Source organism: Streptomyces sp. NPDC002564 (genome assembly GCF_042889645.1).
In the GTDB taxonomy this organism is placed as follows: domain Bacteria; phylum Actinomycetota; class Actinomycetes; order Streptomycetales; family Streptomycetaceae; genus Streptomyces.
This window is the reverse complement of sequence record NZ_JBIARE010000009.1, coordinates 132,948-149,125: the sequence shown is the minus strand read 5'-3', so window position 1 is coordinate 149,125 and position 16,178 is coordinate 132,948. Positions and strand designations below refer to the sequence as shown.

General features: G+C 73.6%; 14 protein-coding genes and 1 pseudogene. 9 read left to right on the top strand and 6 right to left on the bottom strand.

Annotated features, from left to right (window positions below; all coding sequences use genetic code 11):
- Positions 1-15 precede the first annotated feature (15 nt).
- A complete protein-coding gene (locus ACFYXE_RS28775) occupies positions 16-1,173 on the top strand; it encodes an ROK family transcriptional regulator (protein WP_389317197.1) in 1,158 nt (385 codons plus the stop codon).
- Between the two features lie 170 nt (positions 1,174-1,343).
- Here the strand turns inward: ACFYXE_RS28775 and ACFYXE_RS28770 are convergent, their stop codons facing one another.
- Together ACFYXE_RS28770 and ACFYXE_RS28765 are read right to left on the bottom strand one after the other, a co-directional pair.
- On the bottom strand, positions 1,344-2,108 hold the full coding sequence (locus ACFYXE_RS28770; protein WP_389317193.1) for a GntR family transcriptional regulator: 765 nt from the start codon (positions 2,106-2,108) through the stop codon (positions 1,344-1,346).
- Between the two features lie 307 nt (positions 2,109-2,415).
- The gene (locus ACFYXE_RS28765; protein ID WP_389317190.1) at positions 2,416-2,544 is read right to left on the bottom strand and encodes a hypothetical protein; all 129 of its coding nucleotides are present in this window, start codon (positions 2,542-2,544) and stop codon (positions 2,416-2,418) included.
- A 198-nt stretch (positions 2,545-2,742) separates the two neighbouring features.
- Here ACFYXE_RS28765 and ACFYXE_RS28760 point away from each other — a divergent pair, with 198 nt between their 5' ends.
- Complete coding sequence (locus ACFYXE_RS28760) at positions 2,743-3,576, top strand: alpha/beta fold hydrolase (protein ID WP_389317187.1); 834 nt, start codon at positions 2,743-2,745, stop codon at positions 3,574-3,576.
- A 42-nt stretch (positions 3,577-3,618) separates the two neighbouring features.
- Here the strand turns inward: ACFYXE_RS28760 and ACFYXE_RS28755 are convergent.
- Positions 3,619-4,455 (bottom strand): annotated as a pseudogene (locus tag ACFYXE_RS28755) (EamA family transporter); the annotation flags it as partial.
- A 198-nt stretch (positions 4,456-4,653) separates the two neighbouring features.
- Between ACFYXE_RS28755 and ACFYXE_RS28750 the strand changes: the two are divergent.
- Positions 4,654-6,171 (top strand): PLP-dependent aminotransferase family protein, encoded by a 1,518-nt coding sequence (locus tag ACFYXE_RS28750; protein WP_389317610.1) that lies wholly within the window; start codon positions 4,654-4,656, stop codon positions 6,169-6,171.
- On the opposite strand, the gene ACFYXE_RS28745 is transcribed toward ACFYXE_RS28750, so the two are convergent.
- Positions 6,129-6,539, bottom strand: coding sequence for a VOC family protein (locus tag ACFYXE_RS28745; protein WP_389317184.1), 411 nt, complete (start codon positions 6,537-6,539; stop codon positions 6,129-6,131). The two genes, ACFYXE_RS28750 and ACFYXE_RS28745, sit on opposite strands and share 43 nt — an antisense overlap.
- Positions 6,540-6,823: 284 nt before the next feature.
- Between ACFYXE_RS28745 and ACFYXE_RS28740 the strand changes: the two genes are divergently transcribed.
- Positions 6,824-8,404 (top strand): alkaline phosphatase D family protein, encoded by a 1,581-nt coding sequence (locus tag ACFYXE_RS28740; protein WP_389317181.1) that lies wholly within the window; start codon positions 6,824-6,826, stop codon positions 8,402-8,404.
- Positions 8,405-8,511: 107 nt separating this feature from the next.
- Positions 8,512-9,969 (top strand): GNAT family N-acetyltransferase, encoded by a 1,458-nt coding sequence (locus ACFYXE_RS28735; protein ID WP_389317178.1) that lies wholly within the window; start codon positions 8,512-8,514, stop codon positions 9,967-9,969.
- Here the strand turns inward: ACFYXE_RS28735 and ACFYXE_RS28730 are convergent.
- A complete protein-coding gene (locus tag ACFYXE_RS28730) occupies positions 9,872-11,158 on the bottom strand; it encodes a trans-sulfuration enzyme family protein (RefSeq protein ID WP_389317175.1) in 1,287 nt (428 codons plus the stop codon). The genes ACFYXE_RS28735 and ACFYXE_RS28730 overlap by 98 nt on opposite strands.
- Before the next feature lie 60 nt (positions 11,159-11,218).
- On the opposite strand from ACFYXE_RS28730, the gene ACFYXE_RS28725 reads away from it, so the two are divergent.
- Together ACFYXE_RS28725 and ACFYXE_RS28720 are read left to right on the top strand one after the other, a co-directional pair.
- Positions 11,219-11,734: an Lrp/AsnC family transcriptional regulator gene (locus ACFYXE_RS28725; RefSeq protein ID WP_389317172.1), complete on the top strand. Its 516-nt coding sequence runs from the start codon at positions 11,219-11,221 to the stop codon at positions 11,732-11,734.
- 32 nt (positions 11,735-11,766) lie between these two features.
- Positions 11,767-13,485 (top strand): DUF885 domain-containing protein, encoded by a 1,719-nt coding sequence (locus ACFYXE_RS28720; protein WP_389317169.1) that lies wholly within the window; start codon positions 11,767-11,769, stop codon positions 13,483-13,485.
- 132 nt (positions 13,486-13,617) lie between these two features.
- Here the strand turns inward: ACFYXE_RS28720 and ACFYXE_RS28715 are convergent, their stop codons facing one another.
- Complete coding sequence (locus ACFYXE_RS28715; RefSeq protein ID WP_389317166.1) at positions 13,618-14,157, bottom strand: rhodanese-like domain-containing protein; 540 nt, start codon at positions 14,155-14,157, stop codon at positions 13,618-13,620.
- A 686-nt stretch (positions 14,158-14,843) separates the two neighbouring features.
- On the opposite strand from ACFYXE_RS28715, the gene ACFYXE_RS28710 reads away from it, so the two are divergent.
- Together ACFYXE_RS28710 and ACFYXE_RS28705 are read left to right on the top strand one after the other, a co-directional pair.
- Positions 14,844-15,581, top strand: coding sequence for a trypsin-like serine protease (locus tag ACFYXE_RS28710; protein ID WP_361177499.1), 738 nt, complete (start codon positions 14,844-14,846; stop codon positions 15,579-15,581).
- A gap of 150 nt (positions 15,582-15,731) precedes the next feature.
- Positions 15,732-16,178 carry an Lrp/AsnC family transcriptional regulator gene (locus ACFYXE_RS28705; RefSeq protein ID WP_361177497.1) on the top strand — a complete coding sequence of 149 codons (447 nt, stop codon included), beginning with the start codon at positions 15,732-15,734 and terminating at the stop codon, positions 16,176-16,178.

The window sequence follows — 16,178 nt, the reverse complement described above, 5'->3', positions numbered from 1 at the left end:
CTGGAAGGACGGACGTTGGGGCGGCTGACCGGCGGGGACCCCTCTTTGTTGCGGCGGATCAACTCCGCGGTGGTGCTGCACGCGCTGCGCGCCGCGGACTTGGCGACGCTCACGGAGATCACCCGCGTGACCGGACTCTCCCGGCCCACTGTCGAGGGGGTCGTCGAGGGGCTCATCGAGGCCGGGCTCGTGGTGGAGTCCGCGGCCGAGGACAGCGGCGCCCGGCGCCAGGGACGGCCCGCGCGGAAGTTCCGCTTCCGGGCCGAGGCGGGGCATCTGCTCGGCCTGGAGATCGGCCCGCACCGGGTGGCGGCCGCGCTCTCGGACCTGGACGGCAAGGTGCTCGGCACGGCGTCGAAGGGCGTCTCGGAGGAGGCGTCCGCGGACGACCGGCTGGAGCGCCTGCGCACGGTCGTCGCCGATCTGCTGCGCCGCGCCGGAATCGCCCGGAGTTCGCTGCGCGCCGTCGGCGTGGGCAGCCCCGGCATCCTGGAGGCGGACGGCACGGTGCGGCTGAGCACGGCGCTGCCCGAGTGGACGGGACTGCAGCTGGGCGAGCGGCTGCGCCGGTCGTTCAAGTGCCCGGTCCTGGTGGAGAACGACGCCAACGCGGCGGCCGTCGCCGAGCACTGGAAGGGCGCGGCCAGCGGCATCGACGACGTGGTGTTCGTCCTCGCGGGGCTGAGCCCGGGGGCCGGGTCGCTCATCGGCGGGCGGCTGCACCGCGGGTACGGCGGCGCGGCGGGCGAGATCGGCGCGCTGCACCTGCTGGGCCGCGAGGTCACTCCGGAGACGCTGCTGTCCACCACGGACGAGCCGCTGCACCCCCTGGACGAGCAGGCCGTGGCCGAGGTGTTCGCCCACGCGCGCGAGGGCGACGAGCGGGCGCAGGCGGCCGTGGAGCGCTTCATCCAGCGGCTGGTGCACGACGTGGCCGCGCTGGTCCTCGCCCTCGACCCGGAGCTGGTCGTCGTGGGCGGCTGGGCGGCGGGCCTGGACGGCGTCCTGGAACCGCTGCACAGGGAGCTGGCGCGGTACTGTCTGCGGCCGCCGCGGGTGGCGCTGTCCCTGCTCGGCGAGGCGGCGGTGTCGACGGGAGCGCTGCGTCTGGCGCTCGACCACGTCGAGGAGCAACTGTTCGCCGTCGAGGGGACGGTCACCGCCCGGCGGTGACGCGCCCGCCGCCCCGGGGATACGCCCTGGGCCGCGGGACCCGGACGCGCCGACGCCCGGCACCTGGGGTGCCGGGCGGCTGGGAGCGTGGTGGCGCGGACCTCCGCGACAGGCCCTGGGAGGCGTCTCTGCGGGTCCACGGAGATCGCGGAGACACACCCCTAGGAGCCCTAGGAGGCGCGCCGCTCCTCGGAGTCGTGGTGGATCTCCACGCCGCCGGTGTCGCCGAAGGTGAGCCGGCAGGTGTCCGCGCGGTAGGTGGCGACCGACACCGCGGCCGTGCGCCCTTCGGCGAAGAAGCGGGTCGTCACGACGAGGACGGGCGCGCCGGGAAGGCGGTCGAGTGCCCGGGCGTCGTCGGCGCGGGCGGAGCCGAGCTCCACCGCCCGGTCCTGGCCCTCCTGCCCGAGCCGGGCCAGCTCGTCGAGGACCACACGCGCGCGTGCCGCTCCGGACGGGGCGTCCATGCCGGTCAGTTCGCCGACCGACGACATGGGGACGTACATCAGCTCGGCGGCCACCGGCTGTCCGTGCGAGACGCGGGTGCGGCGCACGACGTGCACCTGCTCGTCCGCGCTGGTGCTCAGCATGCGCGCCACCTGGGCCGGCGGGAGCGCCGGGGCGCAGTCCGCGGGCTGCCAGGCGTCGTCGACGGCGCCGGGCCAGGTGCCCTGCGCAGCGCCGACGGCCACGCCCATGCGCGGCGGGGCGACCGTGGTGCCCACTCCGCGGCGGCGCTGCAGCCTGCCTTCCAGTTCGAGCTGCTCCAGTGCCTGCCGGAGCGTGGCGCGGGCCACACCGAACCGGGCGGCGAGATCGCGCTCGTTCGGCAGGATCTCCCCTACGGCGAACTCGGAGTCGAGCGCCTCACTGAGCACCGTTTTCAGGTGCCAGTACTTCGGCTCCGGCACCGTTTCGAGCTGCGTGGTCCCCACCCTGTCCTCCGCAATCGCCGTTTACCGGCGGCGTTTTAGCGCCCTTGTTTATTAAAGGTTCCTGCACTATCCCTGCGACCATAGAGCCGCACCCCACCTTGGTCAAGACCAATCCTCGATCCGTTACAGCCTGCACAGGGGCGATGCCACAGAGCATTCATGCGGAGTTCGCGCGGGGCCAAGCGGGCGTAACCGGCCATGCCGGAGTGAACGGCCGACAAAGATCGCACGACAGAGCCCCCGACCCGCGGGTCGGGGGCTCTGTCCTGGGCGGATGCCCTGTCGGAGGTAGTCCGGGACGGACGTTTCAGCGGGCGACTGCCGTGAGCTTGTCCGGATTGCGGACGACACGGACGACACGGACGCTCCGCACGCGCCCGTCGGCGACGTCCAGCCGGAAGGCCCGCCAGGCCCGCCAGGCCCGGAAGACCCGCAAGGCCCGGAAGTCCCTGCCGGACGTTCGGCGCGAGGAGCGACCCGCGCGAAGGCGCGGCGCGGGCTCACACCACGCCCCGAGGGACCGTCCTCTTGCGACGGAGCCCTTGCAACTGGAGCCTACTGAGCGGTAATTGTTGCTGACAACGTGTCTAACGCATTGAGCAGCCGTCGTCCGGCGGCGGGGACAGGAGCAGTCATGGCCGCACAGGTGACCTTCGGTGTCGCGTCGAACGGCGGCCCGCGCGAGGTGACGATCTCCTACGAACGGGCGGGCGCGGGCGAGCCGTTGCTGCTGCTCCACGGCATCGGGCACCACCGGCAGGCCTGGGACCCGGTGTTCGAGATCCTGGCCGCGGAGCACGATGTGATCGCGGTGGACCTGCCCGGCTTCGGACGGTCCCCCGCGCTGCCGGAGGGGCTGGCGTACGGCCTCGGCACCGTCGTGCCCGCGCTCGGCGCCCTGTGCGAGGCCCTGGGGATCGACCGCCCGCACGTGGCGGGCAACTCCCTGGGCGGGCTGCTCGCCCTCGAACTGGGCCGGGAGAAGCTGGTGCGCTCCGTCACCGCGCTCTCCCCCGCGGGTTTCTGGACCCCGGCCGAGCGCCGGTACGCGTTCTCCACACTGCTCGCGATGCGGCAGGGCGCGCGGGTACTGCCCCTGTCGGCGATCGAGCGGCTGTCCGGCAGCGCGGTCGGCAGGACCGCGCTCACCAGCACCATCTACCACCGCCCCTGGCGCCGTTCACCGGAGGCCGTCGTCGCCGAGACGCTGGCGCTGCGCGATGCCACCGGGTTCGGCGAGACGCTGGCCGCCGGACGCGACGTCCTCTTCAAGGACGACGTGCCGGACCTCCCCGTGACCGTCGCCTGGGGCACGCACGACCGGCTGCTCCTGCGCCGTCAGGGGATACGCGCCAAGCACACCCTGCCCGGCGCGCGGCTCATCCGGCTCCCCGGCTGCGGGCACGTCCCGATGAACGACGATCCGGCCCTGGTCTCCCGCGTCATCCTCGACACCTGCCGCCGCTGAGGAGCGCCGCCGGGCGAGCACACCCGACCCCAGGGCCACCCCGGCGCCGACCAGCGCGCTCCCGACCGCCTGGGGCACACCGTAGGTGCCCGTTCCCACCAGCGGGGCCGTGCAGGCCGCCGCGACGGGGATGAGCCCGGAGAAGAGGGTGGCCCGCTCGGCGCCGATGCGTTGCAGACCCGTGTACCAGAGCACGAACCCGACGACGGTGACGACCGCCGCCTGCCACAGCAGGGCGGCCGCTTCGGTGTGATCGGGCCGGCGCACGAAGCCGCCGCCGTCGACCAGCAACCCCAGCGCGGCCGACTCGACGGCGGCGATGCCGCACACGGTCGCCGCGAGCAGCCGTGGGCCGAGGAGACGCAGCACGGGCACGGCGAGCACCGCGAAGCCCACCTCACCGGCGAGCGCGCCCACCGAGAACAGCAGGCCGGGCCCGTCCGTGCGGCCCCAGCCCTGCACGACGAACGCGCCCACGGCCACGAGCAGCGCGCCGGGCAGCACCGCCCGCCGCGGCCCACGGCGTTCCAGCAGCGGCACCAGAAGAGCGACGACGACCGGGGCGCACCCTACGAAGACACCCGGTACGGCAGGTTCCGCCGACTGTTCCGCGGCGAGGATCGCCAGGTTGAAGCCGACCATCCCCACGGCCGCGAGGAGGGCGAGCCGCGCCCACTGACGGCCCTGGAGACCGCGCAGCGCAGCGGTGGAGCCCTTGCCGAGCCACAGCAGGAGGAGCAGACAGGCCAGGCCGTAGCGGAGGAACTGGCCGCCCGCGTACGGGTAGTCGCCCAACAGGCTGTTGGCGGTGAAGGAGCCCCCGACGAGGAGGCAGGCGAGGCCCGCGAAGAGGGCGCCGCGTGAGGAGTTCGCGTTCATGCCCCGACGTTAGGAAGCGGACCGGTCCCGCTGGAGGTCCACTTCTCCCGCTGTTTCGGGGACCACTTTCGAGGAGCGCCTACGATCCCCCTGGCGGTCGCCTTCCGCCACACCGCCCCCCTGCCTCCACCGGACATACCCTTCGTCCCACATCAGTTGCTCTATCGACGTCTATCGGCCGCTCTTTCGACGAGGTGCATCGCGCTGACCGCACACGGCCCCGACGGCGCCAGACCCCCGTGGAGTGCCGCCTGGGAACTGCTGCTGCCCGCCGCGTCCGCCCCCGCGCGCAGCCGGGGCCGCAGCCTGGCGGCCGCCCTGCGCGAGGCCGTCAGGTCGGGACGGCTCACGGCGGGCACCCGGCTGCCCTCCAGCCGTGAGCTCGCCGCCGACCTGGGCGTCTCCCGCGGCCTGGTCACCGAGGTGTACGAGCAGTTGACGGCCGAGGGCTATCTGCGCAGCGGGCGCGGCTCGGGGACGTGGGTGGGGGACGCGGCGCGGGCCGCGGCGCCCGCCGTGCGCGACCGCGCCCCGCGCGGCGGCCACGCGCGCGTGGACTTCCTTCCCGGCGTCCCCGATCTGTCGCTGTTCCCCCGCTCCGCGTGGGCCGCCGCCCACCGCCAGGTCCTCGCCGAGCTGCCGCACCCCATGCTGGGCTACCCGGACCCGCGCGGCCTGCCGCGCCTGCGTACCGTCCTCGCCGAACTCCTTTCGCGGCGCCGGGGCGTGGTCGCAGAGCCGGAGCGGGTGATCGTCTGTTCCGGGGTGGCCCAGGCCACGACCCTGCTGGCGCTGGTGCTCCGGGCGCGGGGGCACACGGCGGTGGGGGTCGAGGACCCGGGAAGTCCCGAGCACGGCGCGCTGCTGGCCGCCGCCGGGATCACGCCGACGGGCATCCCGGTGGACGACCAGGGCGTGGACGTCGGCGCCCTCCGGGAGCGCCGGGTGCGGGCCGTCGTCACCACGCCCGCCCACCAGTTCCCCACGGGCATCGCCTACTCGGCACGGCGGCGCGCCGAACTCCTCGACTGGGCGCGGGCCGTGGACGGCCTGGTCGTCGAGGACGACTACGACGGCGACTTCCGCTACGACCGCGCCCCGGTCGGTGCCCTGCAGGGACTCGACCCCGAGCGGGTGGCGTACACCGGTTCGGTGAGCAAGTCGCTGGCTCCGGGGCTCCGGCTCGGCTGGCTGCTGGTGCCGGACGGGCTCACCGAGGAGGTCGTCGAGCGCAAGCGGGTGATGGACCTGGGCAATCCCGCCCTGGACCAGGAGCTCCTCGCCCACTTCGTGGAACGGGGCGACTACGACCGGCAGTTGCGGCGCTGCCAGCGCGCCTACCGCGAGCGACGGGACACCCTGGTGGCCGCCCTGCACGAGCGCTTCCCGGGCGTCCGGGTCTCCGGGATCGCGGCGGGCCTGCACGTCATCGCGGGCCTGCCCGCCCGCTGGGGTCCGCAGGCGACCTTCCTTGCGCGGGCCGCGGCGGCCGGTGTCGCGGTCCGACCCCTGACCGACCACCGGGTGCCCGCGCCCGGAGCACCGGACGACACCGGGCGCTGCGGAGCCCCTGCGACGGGCTCGGCCGAGGACGAGGTGCACCTGGTCCTCGGCTACGCGCACCTGTCACCGGCCCGGATCGCCGAAGGGGTGCGCATCCTGGCCGACGCCGTTCAGGAGTTGGACCACGCGCGCGTGGACAGCACGAGCCGGTAGCCGTCCGGGTCCTCGACGGTCACGCCCCACTCGTTCCAGTACGGGTTGGGCGAGAGCACCCGCCTGCCGCCCCGGGCCTGGAGCCGCGCCACCAGTTCCTCGGGCACCTCGCCGTCCACGTAGACGACGAGCAGGTCCTCCTCCGTGGGGGTCGGCCGTACGGGGGCGTCCGGTTCGTGGACGAGTTCGAGGTGCCAGGACGCGTCGGGCCAGCCCATCATGAGCAGGTCGTGCTCGCCGGGGACTCCCCCGCTCCGCGCCCGGTACACCACGCTCAGCCCGAGTCCGTCGACCCAGAACCGCTCGGCGGCCGCCAGGTCGCGGGACGGACGGGCGATGCGGATGTGGCTCTGGCCGCTGACCGGCACGGGACTCCCCCTTCGAAGGGGCACGCCCTGCGCGTGCCCGGGCCCCGAGCCTAGGCAGCCGGAGATCTCGCGGTCATCGGTCGAAGGCCCCGGGTGTCCGGGCGGCGGACGTACGACCTCGGACCCAGGACCGTCCCGTGCCGCACCGGTTACGGGCAGATGCCCGCGCGGCGGTTCCCCCCGGACCGTGGGGAGTTGTTCACTTGTGCTTCGTGTGGACGCTGTGGCGCGGTACCCGCCGGGCCCGCGCACACTGGTCGCACCCGTCACCTGGAGGCGCATTCATGTCGCAACGTCAGCCGAGCCCGTCCCCCCGTCGCCGCAGCGTCCTGCGCGGGTCGCTCGCCGTGCCCGCGGCGCTCGCCGTGCCCGCACTGGCCGGCACGGCTCCCGCGCTCGCGCTCCCGGGACGCCCCCAGGCCTCGTGGGGCGTGCAGGCAGGCGACGTGAGCGCCCACGCGGGGCTGGTCTGGGTCCGCTCCGACCGACCGGCCCGGATGATCGTCGAGACGTCCGCGACCGAGTCGTTCCGGAACGCCCGGCGGTGGCGCGGCCCGCTGCTCGGCCCCGGCACGGACTTCACCGGCACGACGCGGCTGCACGGCCTGCCCGCGGGCGAGCAGATCCACTACCGGGTGCTGCTCGCCGACCCGGACGATCCGCGCCGCACCGGCAAGCCGGTCTCCGGCACCTTCCGGACGACGCCGAAGGGCCGCAAGGAGGACGTGCGGTTCCTGTGGTCGGGCGACATCGCGGGGCAGGGCTGGGGCATCAACCCCGACCGCGGGGGCTACCGGATCTTCGAGGAGATGCGGCGCAGGAACCCCGACTTCTTCCTGTGCAGCGGCGACAACATCTACGCCGACGGGCCCATCCTGCCCAGCGTGACGCTGCCCGACGGCTCGGTGTGGCGCAATGTCACCACCGAGGAGAAGTCGAAGGTCGCCGAGTCCCTCGCGGAGTTCCGCGGCGCGTTCCGCTACAACCTGCTCGACGACAACCTCAGACGGTTCAACGCCCAGGTGCCGTCCATCGTCCAGTGGGACGACCACGAGGTGCGCAACAACTGGTACCCGGGGCAGATCCTGACCGACGCGCGCTACACGGAGAAGAACGTCGACGTCCTCGCGGGCCGCTCGCTGCGGGCGTTCAGCGAGTACTTCCCGGTGTCCACGCTGCCGCCGGGCGACGAGGACGGCCGGGTGTACCGGGTCCTGCGGCACGGGCCGCTCCTGGACGTGTTCGTCCTCGACATGCGCTCGTACCGCAACGCCAACTCGCCGGGCCGCCAGCCCGACGACGCCACCGGCATCCTCGGCGCCCGGCAGCTGGCCTGGCTCAAGCGCGAGCTGTCCCGCTCCCGGGCGGTGTGGAAGGTCATCGCGTCCGACATGCCGCTGGGTCTCGTCGTGGCCGACGGCGCCACCAACTTCGAGGCGGTGGCGCAGGGCGACCCCGGGGCCCCGCTGGGCCGCGAGCTGCAGATCGCCGAGCTCCTGCGGCACATCAAGCACGACCGGATCACCGGCACGCTGTGGCTGACCGCCGACGTGCACTACACCTCGGCGCAGCACTACGACCCCTCGCGCGCGGCGTTCAAGGACTTCGCGCCGTTCTGGGAGTTCGTCTCCGGGCCACTGGCGGCCGGCGGCTTCCCGGCGGCGAAGCTCGACGGGACGTTCGGGCCCGAGCAGACGTTCATCAAGGCGCCGGGCCGCGCGAACACCTCACCGGCCGAGACCCCGCAGTACTTCGGCGAGGTCGACATCGACGGCGGCAGCGGCGAGCTGACGGTGCGGCTGCGGCAGGAGGGCGGCGGCGTCCTGTTCACCCAGGTCCTGCAGCCGGGCCGGATCGGCCAGTAGCTCGGGCAAACTGCCCGCAAAGGGGCAGATGCCTCTTAACCCATCAGTCACAAGACGTTCGTGATCAGGCAACACCGGTCCAGCACAGTGGCCGTATGAGAGCAGAGATGTCTGACGTGACACGGACCAAGCACGGTCGCCCCGTGCACCACTGGCGGCGCGACGTGGTCGAGCTGGCGGCCCTGTTCACCGCCGTCGCGGTGGCCGACGCCGTGGCGAACATGGTGGGGCACGGCCCCGAGGGGCCCGAGCTCCTCGTGGTGTCGGCGGTGGTGCTGCTGGCCACCGTCGGCTTCCACACCTGGTGGGCACGGCGCCACAACCACGCCCCGCCGACAGCGCCCGATACCGGCGCCCGGCCGCCCGCGGACGCGGAGCAGGCCGGGCCCACCACCGAAGGCTCCACGACGGGCGCGGCGCCCGGCGCGACGGCGCTGTGGCGGATGCGCACGACGGTGCGGGACGAGCCGGGCTCGCTCGCGGCGCTGTGCGTGACGCTCGCCGAGCGCCGTGTGGACATCCTCAGCCTCCAGGCGCACCCGCTGGCCGAGGGCACCGTCGACGAGTTCCTGCTGCGCGTGCCCGAGGCGCTGGGCGCCGCCGAGATCACCCGGTGCGTGGCCGGTGCGGGCGGCTCCGGCACCTGGATCGAGCGGGCCGACGCCCACGACCTGGTGGACGCCCCCACCCGCATCCTGGGCCTGGCCACCCGCACCGCCCTCGACGCCGCCGAACTCCCGCTGGCGCTGCGCCACCTCCTCGGCCGCTGCACGATCCGTTCGCTGCCCGCCCCCGCACGCGCCGGGGCCCGCGAGGACCAGGGAACGCCGCCGAACGACGCCCCGGTCGACGGCGTACTCGAAGACACCGTGCTGCGCCTGAAGGGTCCCGACGGCGAGGTCATCACCGTGGAGCGGCCCTACCTGCCGTTCACGCCCACCGAGTTCGCCAGGGCGCGCGCCCTGGTGGAGCTGGACACGCGGCTGGGCCCGCGCATCCCGCGCAGCCAGGACGTCCTGACGCTCCCGGCGGGCAACTCCATCACCGTGCGGCGGGCCGACACGGCCGACGTCGACGCGGCGAGGGCCATGCACGAGCGCTGCTCCGAGCCGACGCTCACCAAGCGCTACCACGGCCCGGTGCGCGACGCCGACCGCTACCTCAACCACCTGCTCAGCCCCCGGTTCGGCCGCACGCTCGCCGTGTACACCGCGTCCGGGCGCGTCGTCGGCCTCGGTCACCTCCTGTGGGACGGCGACGAGACCGAGGTCGCGCTGCTCGTCGAGGACGACTGGCAGCGCCGCGGCATCGGCAGCCTGCTCCTCGGCCGCCTGGTGACCATGGCGGTGGAGGCGGGCTGCGAGAGCGTGTACGCGGTGACGCAGGCGTCCAACACCGGCATGGTCGCGGCGATGCGCGGGCTCGGCCTGCCGCTCGACTACCAGATCGAGGAGGGCACGCTGGTGATCACCGCCCGCCTGGACGCGACGCCGGTCGGTTCGCGGCTGCCGTACGACCAGGTGCCGCGGCCCGGCGCCGCGCGGCACCAGCAGGCGGGGCACTGACCGCGCCCGGCACCGGCACCGGGCCCAGCGCGCGGTCCAGGTCGTGCCACAGGTCCTCGACGTCCTCCAGGCCGCACGACATGCGCAGCAGCCGGTCGCTGACGCCGGACGCGCGACGGTCGGCGGCGTCGACGACGCGGTGGCTGATCGACGCCGGGTGCTGGATGAGCGAATCGACGCTGCCGAGGCTGACCGCCGGGGTGACGAGCCGGACCCCGGCGATCACCTCGTGCGGGTCGCCGCGGACCTCGAAGGCGACCATGGCGCCGCCCAGGCGCGGGTAGTGGACCCGGTCCACGCGCGGGTCGGCGGCGAGACGGCGCGCCAGCTCCGCCGCGGTCGCGGAGGCCGCGCGCACCCGGACGGGCAGGGTGGACAGGCCGCGCAGCAGCAGGTATCCGGCGAGCGGGTGGAGCACCCCGCCGGTGGCGAACCGCACCTGGCGCAGCCCGCGCGCGAACTCCTCGTCGCAGGCGATCACTCCGCCGAGCACGTCGCCGTGTCCGCCCAGGTACTTCGTGGCGCTGTGCAGCACCAGGCGGGCGCCGCTCTCGACGGGTCGCTGGAGCACGGGTGTCGCGAAGGTGTTGTCGGCGAGCAGCGGCACCGTGCCGCACACCCGGGCGATCCCGGCCAGGTCGAGCTCGGCGAGGGTGGGGTTGGCGGGCGACTCGACCATCACCAGGCCGGTGTCGGGCCGGATGGCGTCGGCGATGCCCTCCGGGTCCACCCAGGTGACCTCCGTGCCGACCAGACCGGCGGTGAGCAGATGGTCGCTGCAGCCGTACAGCGGCCGCACCGCCACGACATGGCGCAGACGGGCCGACCCGCGGACGAGCAGGACCGCGGTCAGGGCCGCCATGCCGCTGGCGAACGCGACCGCGCTCTCGGTGCCTTCGAGCCGGGCGAGGGCCGTCTCGAAGCGGGCGACGGTGGGGTTGCCGAGCCGGCCGTAGACCGGCGGCCCGTCGTCGACGACGCCGTCCGCGGCGAAGGCGTCGATGCGGGCGGCCTCGGCCCGGCTGTCGCGGGAGGGGTAGGTGGTGGAAAGGTCGATCGGCGGGGCGTGCAGGCCGAGTTCGGCCAGGTCGTCCCGACCGGCGTGCACGGCTTCGGTGGCCAGGGCGCGCGGCGGTGTCGCGCGGCCGGCGAGGGGCGTGTGCGGTGCGGTCCCGGTGTTCGCTTCCATGGGTCACAGGCTGAACATCGGCCGGGGCCGTGGGGGCAACCGCCGTGCTACGTTCGGCCGATGGCCGAAACCGTCGCACTGGACCCGGTGGATCTCCACATATTGCGTCTGCTGCAGAACGACGCCCGGACCACCTACCGCGATCTCGCGACGCAGGTCGGTGTCGCACCGTCCACGTGCCTCGACCGGGTGACGCGGCTGCGGCGTTCCGGGGTGATTCTCGGACATCAGCTGCGGCTCGACCCGGCGAAGCTCGGCCGCGGCCTCGAAGCGCTGCTCTCGGTGCAGGTCCGGCCGCACCGCAGGGACCTCGTCGTGCCGTTCGTGGAGCGGGTCAGGGCGCTGCCCGAATCCCTGTCCCTGTTCCACCTCACGGGGCCGGAGGACTTCCTGGTGCACGTGGCGGTGGCCGGGCCCGCGGATCTGCAGCGCCTGGTCCTCGACGAGTTCACCGCACGGCGGGAAGTGGCGCGCGTGGAGACCCGGTTGATCTTCCAGCAGTGGGCGTGCGGCCCGCTCCTGCCGCCCGACGCCGCGGGCGACCGCCCGCAGGATTCGGCTAGTGAATCATGGTGACGCGCACCCCTCGCCCGTACGAGGATGTCCGCATGTCAGCCACCAAGAACCCGCATCCGAACACCGGCCAGCTCCCCCGCGACGTCGCCGACGCCTATGTGGACGCGCTCATCGCCCTCGACCCCATCACGGGCACGTTCCTCGGTGTCGAGGAGAGCAACAGCAGGCTCCCCGACACCTCGCCCGAGGGGCAGGAAGCGGTGGCGGAGCTGGCGCGCACGACCCTGGCGAGCCTGGCCGAGGCGGAGCGCGCGCCCGGTGCGGACAGCGAGATCGAGCGCCGCTGCGGCCGGCTGCTCCGTGAGCGGCTCACCGCGCAGCTCGCCGTGCACGAGAGCGACGAGGGGCTGCGCGCCGTCGGCAATCTGCACACGATGCCGCACCAGGTGCGGGAGATCTTCACCGTGACGCCGATGGACACGGAGGAGGACTGGGCGGCGATCGCCGAGCGGCTGCGCGCGGTGCCCGCCGCGCTGGAGGGCTACCGCGCGTCGCTCGAACGGGGTCTTGAGCGGAAGCTGTTCGGCCCGCCGCGTCCCACCGAGACCTTCATCGGACAGCTCACCGAATGGGCGGGCGAGGCGGGCGGCGGGGCGAGCGGGCCCGGCTGGTTCGAGGACTTCGCGGCGGCGGGCCCGGACGCGCTGCGCGCCGAGCTCGACACCGCGGCGCGCGGCGCCACCGCCTCCGTGGTCGCCCTGCGCGACTGGATGCGGGACGTCTACGCACCCGCCGTCGAGGGCGCCCCCGACATCGTGGGCCGCGAGCGCTATGCCCGCCTCTCCCGCGAGTGCAACGGCGCCGACCTGGATCTCGACGAGGCGTACGCGTACGGCTGGTCGGAGTTCCACCGGCTGCTCGCCGAGATGCGCACGGAGGCCGAGAAGATCCTGCCGGGCGCGGCGACGCCGTGGGTGGCCCTCGCCCACCTGGACGAGCACGGGGCGCACATCGAGGGCGTCGACGAGGTCCGGGGCTGGCTCCAGAAGCTGATGGACGAGGCGATCGACGCCTTGGACGGCACCCACTTCGAGCTCGCCGAGCGGGTGCGGAAGGTGGAGTCCCACATCGCCCCGCCCGGCGGCGCCGCCGCGCCCTACTACACCGGCCCCTCCGAGGACTTCTCCCGCCCGGGGCGCACCTGGCTGCCGACGATGGGCGAGACCCGCTTCCCGGTCTACGACCTGGTCTCCACCTGGTACCACGAGGGCGTGCCGGGCCATCACCTCCAGCTCGCGCAGTGGGCGCACGTCGCGCAGGACCTCTCCCGCTACCAGGCGACCGTCGGCATCGTCAGCGCCAACGCCGAGGGCTGGGCGCTGTACGCGGAGCGGCTGATGGACGAGCTGGGCTTCCTCACCGATCCGGAGCGCAGGCTCGGCTATCTCGACGCCCAGATGATGCGCGCCCTGCGGGTCATCGTCGACATCGGCATGCACCTGGAGCTGGAGATCCCGGCGGACTCGCCCTTCCACCCGGGCGAGCGCTGGACGCCCGACCTGGCCCAGGAGTTCTACGACGCGCACTGCAGCAGGCCCACGGACTACGTGGCCAGCGAGATGACGCGCTATCTGACGATCCCCGGGCAGGCCATCGGCTACAAGCTGGGCGAGCGCGCCTGGCTGCTCGGCCGGGAGAACGCGCGGCGCCGGCACGGCGACGCGTTCGACTCCAAGGCCTGGCACATGGCGGCCCTCTCGCAGGGCTCGCTGGGCCTGGACGACCTGGTGGACGAACTGTCGGCGTTGTAGGCGCCGCGACGCCGCCCCGCCCTGCGATCCGCTGCGCGGCCCCGGCCCGGAGTCCGCTCCGGAGATCGGGGTCGCCCGCGCGCGTGCGGCGCCGGAGTGGCCGCACGCCCGGGCGGCACGCGGACCGGCTCCTCAGCAGCCGCAGTCCTCCGCGTCGACCGGCGCCGTCAGCGCGTCGGGGTCGCGCCGCTCGCTGCCCTCCCACGTCTCGAAGCCGAAGCCCTCGCGGGCCCAGTACTCGAAGCCGCCCAGCATCTCCTTGACCTGGAAGCCGAGTCGGGCGAGGGCGAGGGCCGCGCGGGTCGCGCCGTTGCAGCCGGGGCCCCAGCAGTAGACGACCACGGGCACCGTCTTGTCGAGCAATGCCTCGGCCTGCTCGGGGATCAGGGCGGTGGGCAGGTGCAGGGCGCCCGGGATGTGGCCCTGGTCCCACGAGGCGGTGGACCGGGTGTCGACGACCACGAAACCCGGGTCGCCGTCGGCGGCGAGCGCGGACGCCACGTCGGAGACGTCCGCGTGGAAGGCGAGGCTGGCGCCGAAGTACGCGGCGGCAGCGGCCGGGGACGCGGGCGGTACCCGCAGCACGGGGTTCTCGGTGACGGCGGTGGACGTGCCACCCGCGGCGGCGACGGCGGACGACGGGGCGTTGACCTGCGTGTTCGTGTTCTTCATGGCAAAAAATCTACGGGTCTCGGGGGCAGCCCTGAAGGGTTGATCGGCGGCAACGCGGCGCTGTCGCCGTCGATTTCCCGGTGATGTCCGGGCACCTGTCGCGCAATCCACGGCCAGGCCTCTGGACGGCTCCGGCACACCCTTGCGAGCCCGCCCACTGAGGCCGCCCACGACGGTGGCGTGAGCGTCGGCGCCAACAAGTTTGTCGCGAAAGGCGGTTGCGACGGCGACGCACTTTCCGGCAGGCCCAGCCACGCCCAGACTCCGTTTCATCATGCAGTCATTCGCAATCCCACACGGACGGCCCGCACCCGCCCGGGAGAGGCATGAGGCGACCTCCCCCTGAAGTGCGCCGCGGCGGACGCGCGGCCACCGCCCGGCCGGAACGAAACCGTCCGCACAAGGGAAGCGCCCCCGGCTGACAGCCGACCGAGCGGCCGTTGCAAGGTCAACTCCCGTGGCTGGTCTGCGATTAGCACCGAACATGGGCCGCCGGGCCGCAATGGCAAGGAATTCCGGCGCTCAACCTCTTGCGCCGCCGACGAGACCTCTGCCAGATTCACCCCTGCCGTAGATGGCATGCACTCGACAGGGGATACCCGCCTCCTGTCCGTGCGCGTCCGCTGCATAGCTATGCAGCATCGTCCTCATCCAGGACGGTCCATCCCCACACAATGGAGACGAACGTGCGAATATCCAGACTCGTCCCCGCGCTCGCGGCCACCGCTCTCGCCGTTCTGGGGCTCGCCCCCACGGCAGCGGCCCAGAGCACGGCGGGCGCGCCCGCGCCCACGGTGGCGTCCGTCGACGCGCCCCGGCCGATCATCGGCGGCGGCTACGCAGGCAACGCCCCCTGGGCGGCCCGGCTGTTCTCCAACGGCCAGCAGACCTGTAGCGCCACGATCATCGCCCCGACCTGGATCCTCACCGCCAAGCACTGCGTCAGCGGCGGCGGCCTCTCCTTCCGCATCGGCAGCCTCGACCAGACCTCCGGCGGCACCACGGCCAACGGCACCAGCGTCCAGAGCCACCCCTCCGCCGACCTGTCCCTGGTCCGCCTCGACCGCTCCGTGTCGGGCACGTACGCACGCCTCGGCAGCCCGGGTTCGGTGTCGGTGGGCCAGACCGTGCAGGTGTACGGCTGGGGCGCCACGTCCCAGTGCGGCTCCGAGATCAACTGCCAGTCCCGCCTCCTGAAGGTCGCCAACGTGGTCGTGACCGGCGGCTGCCGTGACGCCTACCAGGGCCAGGCCATCTGCGCCCGGCGCGGCGACGGCATCACCGCGGGCGGCGACTCGGGCGGCCCGATGATGGCGGGCGGCTCCCAGGTCGGCGTCGCCTCCACCAGCGACCGCCAGACCACGACCGCGTACACGAACGTGACGGCGTACCGCTCCTGGATCCAGAGCATCGCCGGCGTCTGATCACGCCCGCGTGTGCTCGCCGATGGCGGCGGCCATCGGCGAGCACACGCGCGTGCGGGGCGGCTCCGCCCCGGACGAAAACGGATGACCCAGGACACTTCCCCGGCCCCCCTCTTGATCGGCCGGGGATTTGCCTGTTACCTCTCGGACATGACCGGTTATTCCACGGACGCCACGGACTGGCGCATCCTCGATGTCCTCCAGCGCGAGGGCCGCGCCAGCTACGCGGAGCTGGCGCGTGCGGTGTCGATGTCCGCGAGCGCCGTCACGGAGCGCGTGCGACGCCTGGAGGAGGCCGGTGTCATCCAGGGGTACGCGGCCGTCGTCGACCCCGAGCGCCTGGGCATGCCGATCCTCGCCTTCGTCCGGCTGCGCTACCCGAACGGCAACTACAAGCCGTTCCACGACCTCGTCGGCGTCACCCCCGAGATACTCGAGGCGCACCACGTGACCGGCGACGACTGCTTCGTCATCAAGGTCGCGGCCCGCTCGATGCAGCACCTCGAAGAGGTGTCGGGACGGATCGGGGCCCTGGGGTCGGTGACGACGAGCGTCGTCTACTCCTCTCCCCTGCCCCGCCGCCCGCTGGGCCGCTGA